Origin of the sequence: Paenibacillus sp. FSL R10-2734, from assembly GCF_037963865.1 — a bacterium.
In the GTDB taxonomy this organism is placed as follows: Bacteria; Bacillota; Bacilli; order Paenibacillales; family Paenibacillaceae; genus Paenibacillus_AQ.
Genome location: NZ_CP150170.1, coordinates 3404329 through 3423706 on the forward strand (window position 1 = coordinate 3404329; position 19378 = coordinate 3423706).

Below are 19378 nucleotides of genomic sequence, written 5' to 3' on the forward strand. Positions count from 1 at the left end.
ATTGATGTTAGGGTGAGGTAATGGATTTAACCTATTTACGAACCTTTCGCGAGGTGGCTAAACGTCAGAGCTTTACACGGGCTGCGGAAGAGCTAGGTTACGCGCAGTCGAGTGTTACGATGCAAATACAGAAAATAGAGAAGGAATACGGTGTGCCTTTAATAGAAAGGCATGGCCGACAACTGCGTCTTACTCCGCCTGGAGAAGAGCTTTTGAAGCTGTTTGTGGAGATTTTGGATCTGTATGATCGTTCTAAAGAAACTATCGCCCAGCAAATAGGGGGCACGCTAACGATTGGTACGATTGATTCATTAGCTGCATTTTATTTACCACCTTATCTACAGCAGTTGAGGACGAAATTCCCGAAGCTGGATATTCATCTGCAAACGATGCAGGAAGCTAATCTTGTGGCTAAAATAAAAGATGGGGAAGTAGATATCGGCTTAATGCTCGACCGTACCACGACAGATTCTCTGCTTGAGCGTACGATCGTTAGAGACGAACCGCTTGTATTGATAGCCCCCATTAATCATCCACTTGCCCAAATAGATAAGGTAACTCTACAGGATCTAAATAACTGCGAATTAATTGTCTCTGAAGAGAGCTGTATTTATCGGAGTCTGTTCGAGAACTTGTTAAAAGAGCACGGGATCATATTCCGCATAGGTTTTGAGCTTTCGAATTTGGAGGCGATCAAACGTTGTGTTATGAATGGTCTTGGAATTGCTTTGTTACCGAAAATTGTTGCAGAGGAAGAAATTGAGCGGGGGAACCTGGCCGAGCTGTCCTTTGTACATCCAGAAATTCATTTTGATCTGCAGCTTCTGATGCATCCTAAAAAATGGAAGTCGCAGCCGTTGCAATTTCTAACCCAAATGTTACTTGAGAATCATTAGTTATTTCCTAAATTTATATGCAAAACATAGCATTATTTAACGAAAATCGCTGTAAATATTGACATTCAAAATCAGTTTATGTTATATAAAAAGAAGAATTAGCACTCAACACATTTGAGTGCTAACCATACTGTGTTGGACAAAATGTTTATTTTGAAAGGAGATCTACTTATTCATGGCCAAAAAAGAGTTTAAAGCCGAATCGAAAAGATTGCTGGAAATGATGATTAACTCCATTTATACACAACGGGAAATTTTCCTGCGCGAGCTGATTTCCAATGCAAGTGATGCGATTGATAAGATCTATTACAAAGCATTAGCCGATGAAAGCCTGGTCTTCAATAAAGAAGATTATTATATTAAAGTGACTGCCGATAAGGCGAACAGAACCTTGACGATTTCCGATACTGGTATCGGGATGACACAAGAGGAGCTGGAGAGCAACTTAGGAACGATCGCGAAGAGCGGATCTCTTGCTTTTAAGAAAGAGAATGAAGCTAAAGATGGCCACAATATCATCGGACAGTTCGGTGTTGGCTTCTACGCTGCGTTTATGGTGGCTGATGATGTTATAGTGATCAGTAAGGCGCTTGGTAGCGACGAGGCCTTTAAATGGGAGTCTAAGGGCGCTGATGGCTATACCATCGAGCCTGTCGAGAAGGATTCTGTAGGTACTGAAGTGATTTTGAAAATTAAAGAGAATACCGAAGAAGATCAATATGATGAATATTTGGAAGAATATCGCCTGAAAACCATCATCAAGAAATACTCTGACTTTATCCGTTTCCCAATCAAAATGGATGTGAAGGAGCAAAAGCCAAAAGAAGGCACAGAAAATGAGTTCGAGGAAGTTGTTCAAGAGCAAACCGTGAACAGCATGGTGCCAATCTGGCGGAAGAACAAAAATGAGCTGACTACTGAAGATTATGATAATTTCTATGCAGAGAAACGTTATGGCTTCGACAAACCGCTTAAACATATCCATATCAGTGCCGATGGTGCTGTAGTATACAATGCAATCTTGTTCATCCCAGAGAATACGCCATTTGATTATTACACGAAGGAATATGAAAAAGGTCTTGAGCTCTATTCCAATGGTGTACTCATTATGAACAAATGTGCGGATCTGCTGCCTGATTACTTCAGCTTTGTAAAAGGTATGGTGGATTCAGAGGATCTTTCACTGAACATCTCCAGAGAGATGCTCCAACATGACCGTCAGTTGACCTTGATCGCTAAGAACATTAAGAATAAGGTGAAGAGCCAACTGCAAAGCCTGTTGAAGGATGAAAGAGAGAAATACGAGCAGTTCTATAATGCTTTTGGTAGACAGCTTAAGTTCGGTGTGTACAATGATTATGGTATGCACAAAGACACCCTTCAAGATTTGCTGATGTTCTACTCCTCCAAGGAGAAGAAGCTGGTAACGCTGGATGAATACGTATCAAGAATGCCAGAAGATCAGAAGTATATCTATTACGCTTCCGGTGAGTCGATCGACAGAATCGAGAAGCTTCCACAAACCGAGCTTGTATCGGATAAAGGCTATGAAATTCTCTACTTCACTGATGATATTGATGAGTTCGCGATCAAGATGATCATGTCTTATAAGGAAAAAGAATTCAAATCCGTATCCAGCGGAGATCTAGGGATCGAAGCCGACGAAGCGGACAAGCCAACGGAAGCGGAAGAGAACGAGAACAAGGAGCTTTTTGAAGCGATGAAGGACATCCTGTCCGGCAAAGTTAAGAATGTTAAAGCTTCCAAGCGTTTGAAGACTCATCCAGTTTGTCTCTCTGCAGAAGGTGAATTGACAATCGAGATGGAAAAAATCCTGAAATCGATGCCGAATGGCCAAGAGGTTCAAGCGGATAAGGTACTCGAAATCAACATTCATCACGAAGTATTCCAGTCCTTGAAAGCTGCTTCTGAGAACGATAAAGAAAAGCTCGGCTTATACACGAACCTGCTATACAACCAAGCTCTGCTGATCGAAGGATTGCAAGTAAGTGATCCTGTTCAATTCACGAATGATATTTGCAAAATCATGAAATAATTTTAGCGAAAAGATCATCCAATGGTATTACGATTGGGTATTATCCTCTTCAAGTAGATACTCGAAAAAACCAACATGTTATCTTGTAGGTTCGAGTGGCACTTGGAGGGGATATTTTTATGCGAAAAAAAGGGCAAGCATGTCACAAGGAGGTATTTCCGATATGAGGAATTTGAAATTAAGCAATGGTTATGAAATACCACAGATGGGTATTGGCGTATTTATGATCAAGGATCATGAAGAATGCAAACAAAGCGTACTGAATGCATTGAAAATAGGCTACCGCCATATTGATACTGCCCAGGTTTATAAAAATGAAAAAGCAGTTGGAGAAGCTATTAAGGAGTCTAGAATACCTAGAGAGGATATTTTTTTGACAACAAAACTTTGGCCAACAAACTTTGGCTATGATAAAGCAAAGAAAGCGATACAGAATTCTCTAGATGCATTGCAGGTCGATTATATTGATTTGATGCTGTTACACCGTCCATATGAAGATTATATCGGCGCATGGAAAACGATGGAAGAAGAGGTGGGTGAAGGGAAAATCAGATCTATCGGCATCAGTAACTTTAATATCAGCCGCGTACAAAAAATTCTGGATGTTGCAAAAATTAAACCGGTTGTAAACCAGGTGGAATGTCATCCTTATGAACAACAGAAAGAGCTAAGAACTTTTTTGGAGAAGAACGACATTCTTATGGAAGCATGGTATCCGTTGGGACATGGGAATAAGAAACTGTTATCAAATCCTGTAATAACAGAGCTGGCTAAAAAATATGGCAAAAGCAATGTTCAGATTATACTGCATTGGCACATCCAGATTGGGAATATTGTTTTCCCAAAGTCAAGCAATCCAGAGCATATTAGAAGCAATTTTGCGATCTTTGACTTTGAATTATCAAAAGAGGATATGGCTAAAATAGCATCCATTGATAAGAGAAAACCATATTTTAACATACCGGAATGGGTACAAAAAATTATGTTGAATTTTTCTAGTTAAAACGAGGATACGCCAAAATCTTTGATGAACTGGCGAGTGTCTATTGAAACTGGTTATGAGAATACGAATAAGGCATTTTCAAATATTGCTAGTTGGAGGTCTTGAATGAGCCATATAAGAGGAATTATCATAGAGGGTTATTCACATGCAGGAAAGACATCCGTTTTAAAAGCGCTGAAGCTACTTCAAGCACAAGATGAATCATCCGAGCGTAGTATTATTGTTCTTAGCGAACATTATTCCCAAATATTAAACAATGATCATGGAGAATTTCAACGTTTAAATCGTGATGAACATCTTCAAGTATTGAAAGAACGAGTTAACATGTTAAAAAGCTTAAATTGAAGAAATTGAAAAGGAATTACTCCTTCTTGGGGCTAAATGTGTATTATTAACAGTTTCATCTGAGATTATAGAGCAAAGAATGAAAAGTAGATCACCTCACGAATGGAAGAACAAAACAAAAGAAGAAATCAGAAAATCAGCCGATGAATTTATGCACACCCAATCAGAGCTTCGAAAACAATCAGCTTTATCTATCCTACCCACAATAGAAATAAACACTGATAGTAAGGATTGGACTGTGTACGCAAGACGCCTGCTGATTAACCAATAAAATACATCACAACATAGCAAAAAGGACGCCTCTTTTTGTAGAATCATTTGTACCATCAAATGACTCTGAAACAGAAAGAGGCGACCTCTGATAAAGTGATTATTCGCTTACTTACTAGTTCTCCATGCAAGGATACCCGCGTTCATACTCTTACAAGTCTCTAATGCGACTTCTGGCGTATTAAGCTCATCTCCCCAAGCGATATAATAACGGATTTCATAGAATCCACCTAGTGTCGCCTTAAAGTTCGTTTCCCAATAATTATTCATGGGCCATGAATAGAGATGGGCTGGATCATTCGCGAGTCCAGGGTGTCCGCTCAGTAGTCGATCTTCATAGTCTAAGGAACCGAGCTGGATGAGCGGTGTATCTGGCATCGCAATGGCAACACCACGAGTGTCACGGACATAAGCTACACCTTCATCGACACAATAGAAATCTGCTAAGGATCCAGGTAATTGATCCATTCGTGGACGTAAGGCTGCGCCTGTCTTTTCTATCCAGAGCGCATCCTGCCCAGTAACGGGAGCACTTCCAAACGGAAGTGAAATGTACACATTTTCTGGATCCCATACACTTTCCTTATGCATGCGTACGGCTACATCAGCACGTGCGCGATCACCGTATACGGTGACGAGTAAGGAATAGTGACTGCAACCATTCACGCGATAGGTTAATTGAACTTTTCCATAAAGGGCACCCTTTTCAACGATATTGACATCAACTAATGTTCCGACAGAGGTTATCGCATCAGCGCCTCGGCGATTTCGTCCCATCTTACGGCGTACATCATACATGCCAAATTCATTAGGTGCTTGTGTTACGTTGTAGACAGGGGAGAATGCATTATGATTCCGGTCAGATCGTAGTAAATCTTGTTGACTGCTCTTGTCGAACCACTTCGTAATCCCTGCCCCAAGTTCCCATTCGATCCGAACGAAAGGAGACTCTATAAATTTCGGTGTCACATGCAGCTTCGGTGGAACCGGTGGAATAATATCCAGCATGCGATCGGATCCAATATAATCGGTTCGATAAGCTGTCACGGGCGGACGCGCTTCGCTTGCCTTAATCGTCAATTGTACCTTTTGATTCGGCTGCAAGGTTACTGGAATTGTAATGATTACCCCGCGATGTGCCGTCACCATTTGAGCATCGTAGACGGTTCCAGTCACTTCATCGAGTACTTCAAAGCCATTGTTCAGCTCTGTAATGTACCAGCCCTCCATAATTAATTGGGCATAATCCGTTTGTACAAAGTCATTTGGGTTATGCAATTCAAATTTCATAGGACGATCTGGTCCTAATAGTGCATCTCCTTGTGCCTCAAGAATATCGTATAATGCGGTATGCGCAAGTGCACTCGCATTGGCGGCATAAGCTTCTTTTCGACAGCCAAGCTCTTGTACGAACGGGTTCCAAGGTTCTGTCACAGAGGAATGGTATCCCCATGTATGTTCAGCGAATAAAGCCAACTCATATTCAATCGCTTCGAGTCGCTCTTGGGAAACAATCTCATGGGCAGGATCTAACTGCTTCACCTTCGTGTACACGCGTTGTGCCTCACGGAAGATCTGAACATGCATTGGGGTAGTCGCTGAGCCATCTGTCCACCAATCCGGCCAATCTCCTCGGAAGGTCTCGATCTCATCCGGATGCTCGTTCGCATAGGCTCTTAAATCTGTAAAGAAATCATCCAGTGTCGCTGGTTGAATCAAGATCCGGTCACCATGCAACGCATTCCATTGGTTTACAAAATCCATTAATGCGGCATTCGGTGAGCCATTATCTGTAGGGAGCCCAGATACCATGACAGGTACTAACGGGAAGGTATAGCCATCTTCAACCAATTGCTCTAAATATCGATCAAATCGCGCTTCAGCGACTTCCAAGGACACGCCTTTTCGCACATCATGATCATCACGAATTGTATAGGAACCTCCGATACCAGGAATCAAGCCGAGGTCATTTCCGAACATATAATGCTCGCCACTCCACGTTAGAATCCGATCACCTTTTGGTGTTTCCCACCAGAATGGAATTTGCTTCTTCCATAGCGGAAACATAGAGTGATGTGTATGAATACAGGTTATTAAATTCTCGATACCAGCATCGGCCAAGACTTGACTATATCCCCAGCCAAAGCCAGTGATGTCCGCAGTCATTGCAGAACGTACCGGGAACTGAATCGATTGACCATAGTTGGTAATCCGCTGAATCATGACGGAGAGCATCTCTTGATTTAATTGCTCACCGAAATTGAGATAGGTTCCAGATAGACCGATATAACCTTTTTGTACCGCTTGCGCGAATTCTTCTTTTTCTGTTTGTGTCGCTTTTAAGAGGAAGGATTCAACGGGCCAGAACGTTTCGCATACCCATTTGTAGCCCTTCCAATCCAGGCGAGCACCGCTTTCGATTTCACGTACAATTTGTAACGCTTGGCGAATGTAATTGACATGATATTGGCGGATTTTCTCCTGACGTTCTGTGTAGCCAACATCCGTATGAGAATGTTGAATGACGTAAATTTTCCATGGTTTGTGGGTGGTCATTGTAAAGCTCCTCTCAGGTATTTAATGATTAAAGATGAGATTGGAATTTCAGCTTGAAGCGGAATAACGCATCTTCTTCGTACCAAGCCTGGAAATTTGTCCCCCAGACATTATTGTGTAAATTGACATGCATCCCTCCAGTAAGTGAAGCAAACGTATGATCAAATTGTACAAGCCGTGGTTCTCCAGGAGATACGAGCGCGGCATCTAATGTCGTGATATCCACTTGACCGTCCGCTGCCGCATAATACATGCCCTGATCTACCGCATGCATATTGCGATTTCCCCCTTTTACAACGTCTAGTGGGGAAGTGAGTTGTCCGATTTTATCTAGCTTCCATTGATTTGGATTATTGACGAGCGGATTGAAGCTCATCCATGCTGCTTCTGGGAGGCGATAGGCATCCTTATGGAACCATTGAAGCTTACATTCTACGGTAGCAGTGTGCTTTTTAAATATATATTCGATGGTTAATTCTCGTGGAGCACCCATTCCTTCACTAGCTGCTTTAGGCATCTTTAACGTAGCAAGGACAACATCCTGTTCTTCCCCATATACCGCTTGCAAGGATAACAGTTTGGGCTTCGTCACGGTATGTGTTATCCATTCTTTGGTCAGATCCATACCTGGTTTCCCGAAATCTCCGGTTGCCCATACATGCGTATTTTTCCATCGTACGTGATATTCACGATACCAACGATCATAATCCGCTTGGGAGAAAGTCTCATAAGAGAATAATCCGAGCGGGTTGTTCGGCCCAGCCCAGTTTCGATTACGTTGGTCTAGTAAACTGATAATAGAACCGTTATCCTCAAACACAACCTCAAAGTCTCCTAAAGTATAGGATTGATCCGTGTGCAGAATTGTCGCATCCGCAGCAGCAATCTGTGGATGAACCGGTCGTAATGAGGCTAGCGCAGCTCGTGCTTCGATCTGACGTTCTGCGCCTAGAGCAGATACGGCACTTTCTAAATATTCTCGTTGCTCTTGCCAAGACTGCTCCATGAGACTAAAGGAGCGGGCATTAAGCTTCTCCACGGCTTCCACGCCGAACATCTCAACCATTTCAGCACGTGAATTTTTTTCGTAAAAACGATATTCAAGTGGGTTTAAGTTCACATCAACCTTGTCTCGCGCTCGTGCTTGCTGGAAATCTTCCTTATCATAATGAATGTAATCTGCCAGATAACGCTTAATATCTACACCCCAAGTATGCTCAGGAATCATAATTAATTCATCGCAAAAGTTGTGATATTCCTCGTCGGTTGTAGCAAGAGAACCTTCTAGTAGCCACTTGCTCTTTAAGCGAAGTAATTCACGATAACAAGCTAATTTGTAGGGATCTGTCGAAGATCCATGGATCCAGCTGTCCCCAATCTCTTCTTCGACGATCGGTAACGTATCACGAATGGCCCATACCTTCTCCGCATATTGATCCAACGTGGACGCTCTGATATTCGCATGTGGATAGGCCTCACGTAGTTGAGCGAATTCTGCTTTAATTTGTTCAACAGTGGAAGGACCGTGATTATCATGCGTATGGGCGAAGTATAAAACATCATTCAAGCCTTCTGTTTCGAAGGTCGTTCCATAATCTTTACTATATTGAACGACGATCTCAGAACCATCTGGATTTCTCCACAAAAACATCTCCGGTACATGAGGAACATGGCTTGAGGGGTTTACACCTAAATGAAGATACTTCATACCCGCCTTGGCCATATGTGTAATCAGCGCACGTGTATGACCAGGTACATCCGTCATTTTGGCTGCAATGGTGTGGATACCAAAGCGTTGGTCAAGACGTGTAGCCATTTGAATACCGTAATCTAATAGCTCGGCATCGTATAACTCGGTATAGGTCGTGAAAGGGAGGCCATGCCATCTTAAATAGCCTTTTGCAATAGCTTCCTCTACCTGCTGTTTCTCCTCGGTTGTGCCATGTTTGAGTAAGTGATGAATTAACCAAGAACCCGTTGTCCAAATAAAAGAACCTTGATCAGGATGTTCATCAAAGTACTGTGCTGTTGTGATCGCACTCGGGAAAAATAGTTTCATATAACGATCAGTAACATGTTTCGCGAGATCGGTATAACCGATATCTAAATGTGTCTTGAATACAACATGGATCTGTGGTGCATTGTGTGGCATGTTTATCACTCCTTATTCAGGTTTACGGCTTCAGTTTAAAACAATTTATCTCATTTGACTTTTCAATTTGTATCTAATAGGATCAGAAACATAAATGAACAAATATACGATTTAAAATGAGCTAATATGATCACAAGAGAGGCAGCGTGTTTACGATGACAGACGCTATAAAGAGTGAACGCTGGGTATATTTTATCGATTGGGAAGAGGGTCCTGCAGCCCATGTTAAAGATCTGGTCCTTCTGGGATACGACCATTTCAGTAGAGCCATGCCTTTAACAAGTCACGTGCACGAAGAAGCCTATGAATTTGTATTTATAGAGCAAGGAACCGCAGTGTGGGAAGTAAATGGACAATTTTATCCAACAAGCGCACAGCATATCATTCATACACGACCTGGTGAACGTCACCGTGCTAGCTTTGATTATATTGGGCCATGTACGATCTGGTGGATCAACGTTCGTGATCCGCTGCAGCATGCGAATTGGTTCGGACTGGGTGATGCTGAACGCCAAATATTTGCACAATGGATGCAACGCTGTCCTCGTATTCAGTTGGTTAGCAAGGAAATCGTAGACTATTTCAAAAGGGTCAAGCAGTTAATTAACCAGCAGGATACAGAGCTTGTGGAATTTCAGATCCGTCATGGAGTTCTAGAAATTTTACAACGCATTTTGCATCACACACCGCTCAATACGCTATCGCATGATATGCACGCGTATACGCTGGAGCTTAAGACAAGACTGGAACAGAATCCATCTGAACGCTTTACGATAGGACAGCTTGCGTCGGAGTTTGGTTTAAGTGAGTCGCACTTTTATCGTGTATTTCGTGAAACGAATGGACAATCACCTACAGCGTTTATGGATCGGATTCGAATGGACTGTGCTTGTCGTATGTTAGAGGAATCGAAGCTGAGCATAACGGACATTGCCATGGAGCTTGGGTTTAAGACGAGCCAACATTTCGCGACGGTCTTCAAGAAATTAATTGGTGTAACGCCGAAGGCATGGCGTACACATTCGACAGTCTGCAATTAAGTATTGAATTTCTGTAAGATGCATCTTATAATGAACTCGAATCTAAAATCTGATATTTCAGTTTAAACTTGAATCTAATGGAGTTGTCCTATGAATGTAAAGATTGAACGACTAGATTTAAATGAGCAAGTGTACCAAATTTTGAAGAATCAAATCCTTTCGAGGGAATATAAAGGTGGTGCACGACTGGATCTCAATGATTTAAGCGAGAAGATGGGGGTTAGTAAAACTCCTGTGAAGCTTGCGATTCATCGTTTGGCGAATGATGGACTTATTGAAGTCGTATCACGTTCAGGTACCTATGTGAGTCAATTAACGAGTGGGCGAATCGCTGAAGTGATGGATGCTCGCATCATGATTGAGAAATGGTGCATGGAACACCTATCGCAGGAAGATCGTGAGCAGCTTGTTACGCAATTGACAGAGTTTGTGGAGCGTGCCAGAACCCATTTGAATAGTTCCCAATTTTTGTATCATCAATTTCTAGAGGCAGATGTTCTGTTTCATAAAGCAATTGTGATGATGAGCCATAATCAGTTAATTCTAAATCAATATGAGCTCTTAAATAGCTTTCTGTATATTTCACGAATATTTCATTTTCAGAACTTCGATCGATCTAATGAAGGTTTACAAGAGCATGAACAGATTATTGAAGAAATAAAGTATGATCGTCTGGAACAAGCGACTTTTTTACTCGTGTCGCACTTGGAGAAGAGTAAGCAACATATGATGGTTCTAATAGAAGAGAATGGTGGCGCTATCTAAGATCGGGTGGAATCCCATTACCAATTTCACGCACATTCGCCCTTAAAGGACGACGTAGTCGTTTATGTATGACATACTAGAAAGTATAAAATTTCTAGACTGCGGAGAAATAGGATACAATGTGCTACCAGTAACGTAAACGAGCCAAATGTATGTGAAAAACCGAATACAATGTGCCACGGGTAACGTAAACGAGCCAAATGTATGCGAAAAACCGAATACAATGTGCCGCCGGTAATGTAAACGAGCCAGCGCTGTTATCCGACCCTAAATCACCCGGAATAGGCTTATTAGAATTAAGATTTACTTGGCATTAGAAAAGTAGAAGAAAGCACCCAAGTAGAATAGAAGGGGACGGATATGGAATGGAAACACAAAAATAATAAAGGAAACAAGAACTTCAACAGCGATTGGAATCCATATCCGTCCTCCACCCCTGCAGTGTGACGGATTTGCTCCAGATCTTTAAAGGACCGAGCCGTAGGTGAGGTTTTCTTGCTTTAACTGATATTTCAGATTCCAGTTTAGATGATCTAACGAAGTGAATGCAAAGGAGCAGAAAACATGCGATTAGGGATTGGTTTATATCGTCATATGTTACGTACAGATTATTATCGATTTGCGAAACAGGCAGGCTGTGAGGCGGTTGTTGTCCATCTCGTAAATTATTATGGAGATATTGATGATGAGGGACTTCCTTCAACGGATGGGCAACAAAATTATGGTGTAGCACGCTTAAATGACCCGATCTGGGAATATGAGAATCTGGTGAAATTAAAAGAAGAGCTTAATCAAGAAGGACTTGAGTTCGCAGCGATTGAAAATTTTAATCCAGCGGATTGGTATGATGTGTTACTTGCTGGCCCCAAACGAGACGAACAAATTGAACATATTAAGCAGATCATACGGAATGTAGGTCGAGCAGGAATTCCTGTAATTGGATATAACTTCAGTATTGCTGGTGTGTGGGGACATATTCAAAAGCCATCTGCACGAGGAGGAGCGCTAACATCCACGTTTCATCCCCACAGCAATGAGTTAAATAATCCAATCCCACTGGGTCAGGTGTGGAATATGACATATGACGCGAATTTGTTAGATAAGGGATATCTCCCACCAACCTCGGAGCAAGAAATATGGGATCGTTTGGCCTATTTTCTAGAACGTGTTCTACCTGTTGCAGAAGAAGCTGGGGTCAAATTAGCATTACATCCAGATGATCCACCGATGCCTCAAATCCGTCAGCATGCACGATTAGTGAATGAGCCTGATAAATATCAGAAAATGATAGACCTTGTTCCTAGCCAAAGTAATTCAATTGAGTTCTGTATGGGCTCTATTCAAGAAATGGTGAGCGGAGATGTGTATGAAGCGATTGACCAATATGCCTCACAGGATAAAATTTCATATGTTCATTTCCGTAATGTAAAGGGGAAGGTGCCTCATTACACAGAGGTTTTTGTCGATGAAGGTGATATTGATATGTTGAAAGCATTACGTGTATTGAAGAAGCATCGGTTTAAAGGTGTACTCATACCCGATCATACGCCATTAATGACTTGTGATGCGCCTTGGCATGCGGGGATGGCGTATGCGTTAGGTTATATGCGTGCCATTATGCGTCAAGTTGAACAAGAATAAGAGCATAAATATTATAGAAAAGGGATGAATCTTATGAACAATCAAGCCTATTTAGATCAATTGCAAGAAAAGCTATATTCTGCCGTCATATCTGATATTTTGGATAGTCTAGAGCTACGAAATCAGGCACTACCACAGCATATTCGTCCCCTAGACCCGGATATGGTTGTATGCGGTTACGCCAAAACGGTCCAAGTAGCAGACGTCTCTCGTAAACCGGCTCAAGCCTATAAAAAGCAAATTGAAGTGCTAGATGGTATACAGCCTGGTGAAGTTTTTGTTGGTGATGTCGGGGGTTCCGAGCGATCGGCCTTCTTCGGTGAGTTAATGTCCACTGCTACGAAGGTCGCTGGCGGGAGAGGCGCTGTTATTGATGGCTTGTGTCGTGATGTAAAGAAAATCAAACAATTAGGGTTCCCCGTATTTGTAAAAGGGACGCGTCCAACCGATTCTTATGCCCGCAATGAGGTGATTGATTATGATGTGCCGATCAAAATTGGTGACGTACAGATTCAGCCAGGTGATCTTATTTTCGGAGATATAGATGGCATTGTTGTCGTTCCGAAGGAAGTCGAGGATGAAGTGATTGCAAAAGCATTCGAGAAGGTGAACGGGGAGAATATGGTTCGTGAGCATATTTTGAAGGGGATGAAAGTATCCGAGGTATTTGAGAAGTTCGGGATCCTGTAATATGGATGTTCGAACCCTTTCAAACCCTGGTCAGATGGACGTGTTACAAGTCGTGGGTGACGGATTGATCGTAGAGTTTCTGCCAGAGAAAGGCGGAGATATCTATAAAATTTGTATTGATCATACGAATATATTATGGGAAAGCCCTTGGGGAATCTCAAAGCTAGGGAATCGCATCGATTTCTGTCATACGTCCAAGGAGCGCTGGTTACAAGGCTATCCTGGTGGTTGGCAAATTTTATTCCCCAATGCAGGAGAAGAGAGCTATAACTATGGAGTTATGCATAATTTCCACGGAGAGGCTTGTCAGGTACCCTGGGCATATAAGCACGTAAAAGTAACGGATACAAAGGTTCAGATCATATTTTCCACACGACTCTATAAATCACCCTATGCGATGGAGCGAATTGTAACGATAGACGAAGTAGAGCAGTGCATTGAGTTGAAGGAATCCGTTACGAATCAGGGGCAGCAAGATTTGTATGCCGAATGGGGACAGCATATCGCGTTCGGTGCGCCATTCGTTGGACCTGGAACACGGCTTGAAGTACCTGCAAGATCGGTTGAATCGTATGAGCGGGATATTGAATTATCTCGTTTGAAAAAAGGTGTATTTTCATGGCCGATCGAAGATCTTGCTTGTGATCTTGGTCAAGTTCCTTCAGGTAAAGCCACAGATTTTGCGATTCTAAAAGAGTTGACGATGGGATGCTATACGATAATAAATGATAAAATAGATTTACGTGTACGTGTAGAATGGGATGTAGACATGATGCCAAACCTGTGGTTGTGGCAAGAATTTAACGGTCTTCAAAACTATCCATTCTATGGGGCCTGTTATGTCATGGGCGTAGAACCGAATTCCGCTTCACATGAAGCGGGGTTGCAGGAATCGATCCAACGTGGTGAAGCGATTGAGATCAAGGCGCAGCAGACAAAGACATTTGCATTGACATTATCATGGAGTAGCTCGATGATTGGAAGTCATACGAGTTAGTGTAAGGAGATGTTCCTATGTTTGACGATTTACTAGGAAAGGTGTTTATTGTCACAGGTGCAGCGCAAGGCATTGGTAGAGGGATCGCGCTTCGCTTAGGCCAGGAAAAATGCAAAGTCGTTATTAATTTTGCTAGTGATCGAAGTAAAGTTTTAGCCGAAGAAGCGAGTGCGCTTATTGAAGCCTCAGGCGGGCAAGCTGTTGCGTGCCAAGGTGATGTAGGACAAGTGGATACCGCCAAAAAATTAGTTGATGTGGCGGTAGGTCATTTCGGTACATTACATGGAATTGTTAATAATGCAGGGGTACAGTCTGAGTATCCATCGGAGAAATTGCCTGTAGATGAGTGGAATCGGATCATGGATGTGAATTTACGCGGAACATTCCTAGGGTGCCAAGAAACGATCAAATACCTCCTGAAGAAAGATATGCAGGGAAGTATTGTGAATGTATCTAGTGTGCATCAACAGATTCCTAAGCCTCAATATGTACATTATGCTTCGTCCAAAGGTGGATTAAAGCTATTAACGGAATCATTAGCACGTGAATATGCCGATCGAGGAATTCGGATTAATGCCGTTGCTCCTGGAGCAATTGATACGCCTATGAACGGTAAATTACTCAGTGATCCACAGATTACGGCGCAAATATTGAACAAAATTCCTTCACGTCAAATTGGAACACCAGAACAAATTGCTGCTCCTGTAGCTTGGCTATTGTCTCAAGAAGCAAGCTATGTGACGGGAGTTACGATATTTGCTGATGGTGGAATGGTTCTGTATCCGTAGAGTATTTGATGAATATGGATGTGTAAAAACCCCATGACGCATTTCATGGGGTTTTTACCTAAATCTATGAAAGGATAAAACTTACTTGGATTGATGCTTCTGCCAAGTATTTAACTGCGCTTGAATGGCTTTGCGTACGTCGTCAATACCTGCTTCGTGCAACTCTTGATTGAACTTGGGCAGAAAGGTATCTACATCGACGCTGCCGGTCATGAGAATCGGATAATATTTATTCCAGACGATTTCGATCTCATCGACTTGCTCAGATAGCGAGGAAAGGTCTGGATTAAAGCCGAGTACTTTAGATTCCACCACTTTTGCATTATACGCTCGGTATTGTTCCCATTTATCCGGCGGATCAGGATATTTTCCGCCAAGTGTTTTTAAGATAAACCAATTGCCTTGTGTATATTGTATCCCGGTATAATTTGGTGAAACGAAGATAACCTGGCCCTCTTTATTTAAATTGTAATGGACTCCTTCGATCCCATAGTTGAATAAATTACGTAACTCGGGATCGGTATTTAATAAATTTAGAAATTTAATACTTTCCTCGGGATGCTTCGTATTTGCATTTACAGTCATCATACCGCCAAGAACGGATTCAGTCGTTGCCACTTCTGGCGTTACCGGATGAGCGACCACTTGATACCCCAGATCCTTACTCCAAACACTCTCGGATAGCGGGCCTCCGCTTGCGGATTTCCAGAAAACCTTCAAACCGCGCTGAAGTGAACTTGGTTCACGTAAGGCAGCATCTTTATTAATGAAGCCAAGTTGATAGTATCGTCGAACGGTCTTTAAAATCTGTTTGGCTTCATCCGTTTCGAAAATATTGACGATCGAAGCATTCGAATGTGTCGATTGAATCATTAATGGTATTTTATAGTACGCTATATATTCATATCCAATCATCGCAAAAAAATTATGCGCATCTCGGTTCAATTCCATGGGTAAGTAATCGGGCTCATTCATTTGAATCATTCGTAACAGTGGCTCTAGCGATTCTAGCGTGTTGTATTTCGTAATATCAATATGATATTTCTTAACAAGATCAGCAGGATACATCCAATGCTCAACTACGGCTAATTCTTTATTCGTCGGTATGCCGTAAATGCTGCCATCAGGTAAACGGGCACCTTTCCAAAAGATTGGATCAATTGCATTATACATATCCTCGCCTTGATTCATTAAATAGTCATCCAGCTTCAACCACTTTCCCTGTTTTGCATACGTAGAGTAGTCCGGTGCAAAGGCAATATCATAGGGGGTATCGGATGAAATAATTGTATTTAATCGGCTACCGTATTCTTGCCAGCCAAGTTTGTTATAGGTGATCGTAATGCCGATTTTACGCATAAGGACCTCATTTATTTTGTCATTCACCTTACGTAGATCTTTGTCCGGCTCGCCGATCGTATAATAAATAAGGTTAACGGGCGTTTCATTATTAGAAATTGGAACCTCTGTATGTTTGGTGCAGCCGATTAATTGAATGATGAGTAACAGAAAAAGGCCAAAAATAAACCAACGTTTATACATGACATGCATCTCCTTGACTCGTTCTTGGTAGCAAATCGTTGTCTAACTTCTTTAGCGCAGATCGGAAGGAGATTTTCCGTAATAGCTATGGAAATGTGTGTAGAAATAATTCATGTTATTATATCCAACTGAACATGCGATCCAATGGATTTTCTCATTCGTGGTCTGGATAAGCTCTTTAGCACGTTGCATGCGATACAGCATTAAATATTCGGAAAGCTTCATGTTCGTTTCTTTAATGAACAATTGCCCAAGATAGGTGCTATTCATTTGAAAACGATCGGCGACAGATTTTAAGGTAATATTCTGATTGAAATCTTCTCTAACCATGAGCAAAATGCGATTTACTAGCTTCGATAACGAATCGTAAGGAACACCCATGACTGGATCCAAGTGGGCAGTGCTACTCTGCGGATCTCCAATGACACCATGAAGATCGTCAACAATTATTTTCTCAATAACCTGCTGGAGCTTATCTTTCTCTAATGGCTTTAATAAATAATCTTTAACGCCACAGCGGATAGCTTGTTGAGCGTATTTAAAATCACTATATCCGCTCATAATTATATATTTCGTAGGAAGTTGAACTTCATTGAGCTGTCGAATGGCATCATAACCAAGATTTTTACCAATACATACATCAAAAATAGCGATATCAGGAATTAATTGCACAGCTCTGGATACAGCAGCATCCGTAGAATCACAGGTTTCGACATAATCAAATCCATAGTTCTTCCAATCTAGAATTCGTTTCATGCCTTCTAAAATTTGGGGCTCATCATCAACGATTAAAAGTTTGTACATCTCTAGTCACCTCTTTAGAAATCTGTACAGAAATCCTTACGCCTGCTTCATCATTGTTCTCAATTTGTATTGAAAAACCCTTATCATAGTAAAATTTCAATCTTGCATAAACATTATATAAACCAATGCTCTTGGTCGACATTTCATGTTTACTAGATAGTATTCGTCGTATATCGGCTAAGCGATCTTCCTCAATCCACACTCCATTATCTATAAATTCCAATCTGTAGTAATGCTCATCTTCGCTACCCTTGACGACAAACAAATTAAATTCTTTCTCTTTGTCAAAGCCATGAATGAAGAAGTTCTCCGCCAAAGGCTGCATCCAAAACTTAATGGTGGGTACATTAAGTAACGAATCTTCCATATCAATCTGGTAATAAAAGTGGTCAGGATACTTGAACTCCATAATTTTTAAATATTTTTCGAGTAGCTCTAACTCGCTTCCAATAGAGATAATGTTCTCTTTTTTTACCATTTCACGATAAAGGGCACCTAAGGTAGCAATCGCATCGGCTGTATGTGCATCTTGATTGACTAATGCGGTAGAGCGAATGACCTCCAAGGTGTTATATAGAAAATGAGGGTTAATTTGATGCTGTAGCGCTTTCATTTCGGCTTCTTGCTGTTTCAATTTTAGCAAATATTCATTACGAATATGTTTATCTAACTTGTGAATCATGTCATCCACTTCACGTGCAATCATACCATATTCATTTCGACGATAGCGTGCAGGTTTGTTTGGAGTGAAGTTCGCTGTCTTCACGCGTTTTATAGACTGAATAATACGGTGCAGGAATCGTGCGTCATCTCGCAGGTTATAGACAACGAGTAAAAGAACACAGATCATGGCTGTTAAAATAACTAGAAATAATAAAATAAGCGTAGACGCATGCTGCTGAACCAATACCTTTAATTCAATGGTGCTAACAAACTTATAATTAAATTTGGTAGATGGAAAAGTGACATAGAAAATGGGAGACATCCAGTTTTTTAGTATTACACCATGCGTATTTTTATTGGCAATGGCCTGCTGAATGAGCTGCTCAGACATTGGATTGTCGTTGCCGATTAGATACACTTCTCCTGATTCATTAATCGCTGCTGCATGGCCAAGCTGATAATTATTAACGATGCTAAAAATTCGCTCACTGCTAATTTGAAAGCGAATTTCGGCGGAACCCTCCGCAAGCTGAAGCAATTTTTTGCGATATACAAACCCCCGTTGAATATTCTCAGTAAACATAAGATCATCATTGGATAGACCAAACTGGAAGTGGGGAATGCCATTACTATTAAAGTCTATAACATTGCCTTGCTTCACTGTATGAACACTAATTTGTGTAATATCTCCTTGCGCCCAATTGTACAGATAAGTTTTCACATCTTCAGGAAAAGAGATAAGCGGTCGTTGATTGAATGTACTGTTCTTTAATCGTTTAGTAAGATACTCATCAATGGTTGGACTCAGAAAATAGCTAGCATCGTTCATCAAATCTTGATTTGAATAAATACGCTGCATATAAGCTTCAATACGATCTGCGTCATTCTGTAAGTTGTTCTCTGTGCGAGAAAAGGCATTTGCAGCCTCGATGCGGGCATTACCAACGGACTGATTGATGACGATGGCACTGGTCAGTGCCCCTAACGTCAGTCCGATTAACAGAATGAATATCACATAGGTCCAAAATTTACTACGATAAATTTTAATGCGTAGAAACGTATTCATGTGGCACCTCAATACATGTTGGTTGTAATTGAATATAGTATAAAAGGATCTATATAATCAATTACAACTTGCCTATTCTACAACAAAAGCACATGGTATAGTTG

15 protein-coding genes are annotated in these 19378 nt (G+C 41.4%); 10 read left to right on the plus strand and 5 right to left on the minus strand.

The annotated features are described in order from the left end of the window. Window positions 1-20: 20 nt before the first annotated feature. The 4 genes from NSS67_RS14965 (at window position 21) to NSS67_RS14980 (ending at window position 4300) form a co-directional block, all read left to right on the plus strand. Entirely contained in the window at window positions 21-896 is an 876-nt protein-coding gene (locus tag NSS67_RS14965) for a LysR family transcriptional regulator (RefSeq protein ID WP_339320256.1), read from the plus strand. Window positions 897-1071: 175 nt separating this feature from the next. After that, window positions 1072-2952: a molecular chaperone HtpG gene (gene htpG, locus NSS67_RS14970; protein ID WP_339320257.1), complete on the plus strand. Its 1881-nt coding sequence runs from the start codon at window positions 1072-1074 to the stop codon at window positions 2950-2952. Window positions 2953-3115: 163 nt separating this feature from the next. Further along, complete coding sequence (locus NSS67_RS14975; protein ID WP_339320258.1) at window positions 3116-3955, plus strand: aldo/keto reductase; 840 nt, start codon at window positions 3116-3118, stop codon at window positions 3953-3955. 105 nt (window positions 3956-4060) lie between these two features. Next, window positions 4061-4300, plus strand: a complete 240-nt coding sequence (locus NSS67_RS14980) for a hypothetical protein (protein WP_339320259.1) — start codon at window positions 4061-4063, stop codon at window positions 4298-4300. Between the two features lie 378 nt (window positions 4301-4678). Here the strand turns inward: NSS67_RS14980 and NSS67_RS14985 are convergent, their stop codons facing one another. Both NSS67_RS14985 and NSS67_RS14990 read right to left on the minus strand, forming a co-directional pair. Beyond that, complete coding sequence (locus NSS67_RS14985) at window positions 4679-7126, minus strand: glycoside hydrolase (RefSeq protein WP_339320260.1); 2448 nt, start codon at window positions 7124-7126, stop codon at window positions 4679-4681. A 28-nt stretch (window positions 7127-7154) separates the two neighbouring features. After that, complete coding sequence (locus NSS67_RS14990) at window positions 7155-9278, minus strand: DUF5054 domain-containing protein (RefSeq protein ID WP_339320261.1); 2124 nt, start codon at window positions 9276-9278, stop codon at window positions 7155-7157. Window positions 9279-9433: 155 nt separating this feature from the next. Here NSS67_RS14990 and NSS67_RS14995 point away from each other — a divergent pair, with 155 nt between their 5' ends. From NSS67_RS14995 to NSS67_RS15020, 6 genes are all read left to right on the plus strand, one after another. After that, a complete protein-coding gene (locus tag NSS67_RS14995) occupies window positions 9434-10318 on the plus strand; it encodes an AraC family transcriptional regulator (RefSeq protein ID WP_339320262.1) in 885 nt (294 codons plus the stop codon). 90 nt (window positions 10319-10408) lie between these two features. Next, the gene (locus NSS67_RS15000) at window positions 10409-11083 is read left to right on the plus strand and encodes a GntR family transcriptional regulator (RefSeq protein WP_339320263.1); all 675 of its coding nucleotides are present in this window, start codon (window positions 10409-10411) and stop codon (window positions 11081-11083) included. Between the two features lie 564 nt (window positions 11084-11647). Beyond that, window positions 11648-12724 carry a mannonate dehydratase gene (locus NSS67_RS15005; RefSeq protein ID WP_339320264.1) on the plus strand — a complete coding sequence of 359 codons (1077 nt, stop codon included), beginning with the start codon at window positions 11648-11650 and terminating at the stop codon, window positions 12722-12724. Window positions 12725-12757: 33 nt separating this feature from the next. Beyond that, window positions 12758-13414 carry an RraA family protein gene (locus NSS67_RS15010; RefSeq protein ID WP_339320265.1) on the plus strand — a complete coding sequence of 219 codons (657 nt, stop codon included), beginning with the start codon at window positions 12758-12760 and terminating at the stop codon, window positions 13412-13414. A gap of 1 nt (window position 13415) precedes the next feature. Beyond that, entirely contained in the window at window positions 13416-14411 is a 996-nt protein-coding gene (locus NSS67_RS15015) for a DUF4432 family protein (protein ID WP_339320266.1), read from the plus strand. 17 nt (window positions 14412-14428) lie between these two features. Beyond that, the gene (locus tag NSS67_RS15020; protein ID WP_339320267.1) at window positions 14429-15199 is read left to right on the plus strand and encodes a glucose 1-dehydrogenase; all 771 of its coding nucleotides are present in this window, start codon (window positions 14429-14431) and stop codon (window positions 15197-15199) included. 81 nt (window positions 15200-15280) lie between these two features. Here the strand turns inward: NSS67_RS15020 and NSS67_RS15025 are convergent, their stop codons facing one another. Genes NSS67_RS15025 through NSS67_RS15035 form a run of 3 tightly spaced genes read right to left on the minus strand, consistent with a single transcriptional unit; the run spans window position 15281 to window position 19274 of the window. Continuing rightward, on the minus strand, window positions 15281-16741 hold the full coding sequence (locus NSS67_RS15025) for an ABC transporter substrate-binding protein (RefSeq protein ID WP_339320268.1): 1461 nt from the start codon (window positions 16739-16741) through the stop codon (window positions 15281-15283). A 51-nt stretch (window positions 16742-16792) separates the two neighbouring features. Further along, window positions 16793-17545 (minus strand): response regulator, encoded by a 753-nt coding sequence (locus NSS67_RS15030; protein ID WP_339320269.1) that lies wholly within the window; start codon window positions 17543-17545, stop codon window positions 16793-16795. After that, window positions 17523-19274: a histidine kinase gene (locus NSS67_RS15035; RefSeq protein WP_339320270.1), complete on the minus strand. Its 1752-nt coding sequence runs from the start codon at window positions 19272-19274 to the stop codon at window positions 17523-17525. Before NSS67_RS15035 ends, NSS67_RS15030 begins: the two co-directional genes overlap by 23 nt. Window positions 19275-19378: the final 104 nt, after the last annotated feature.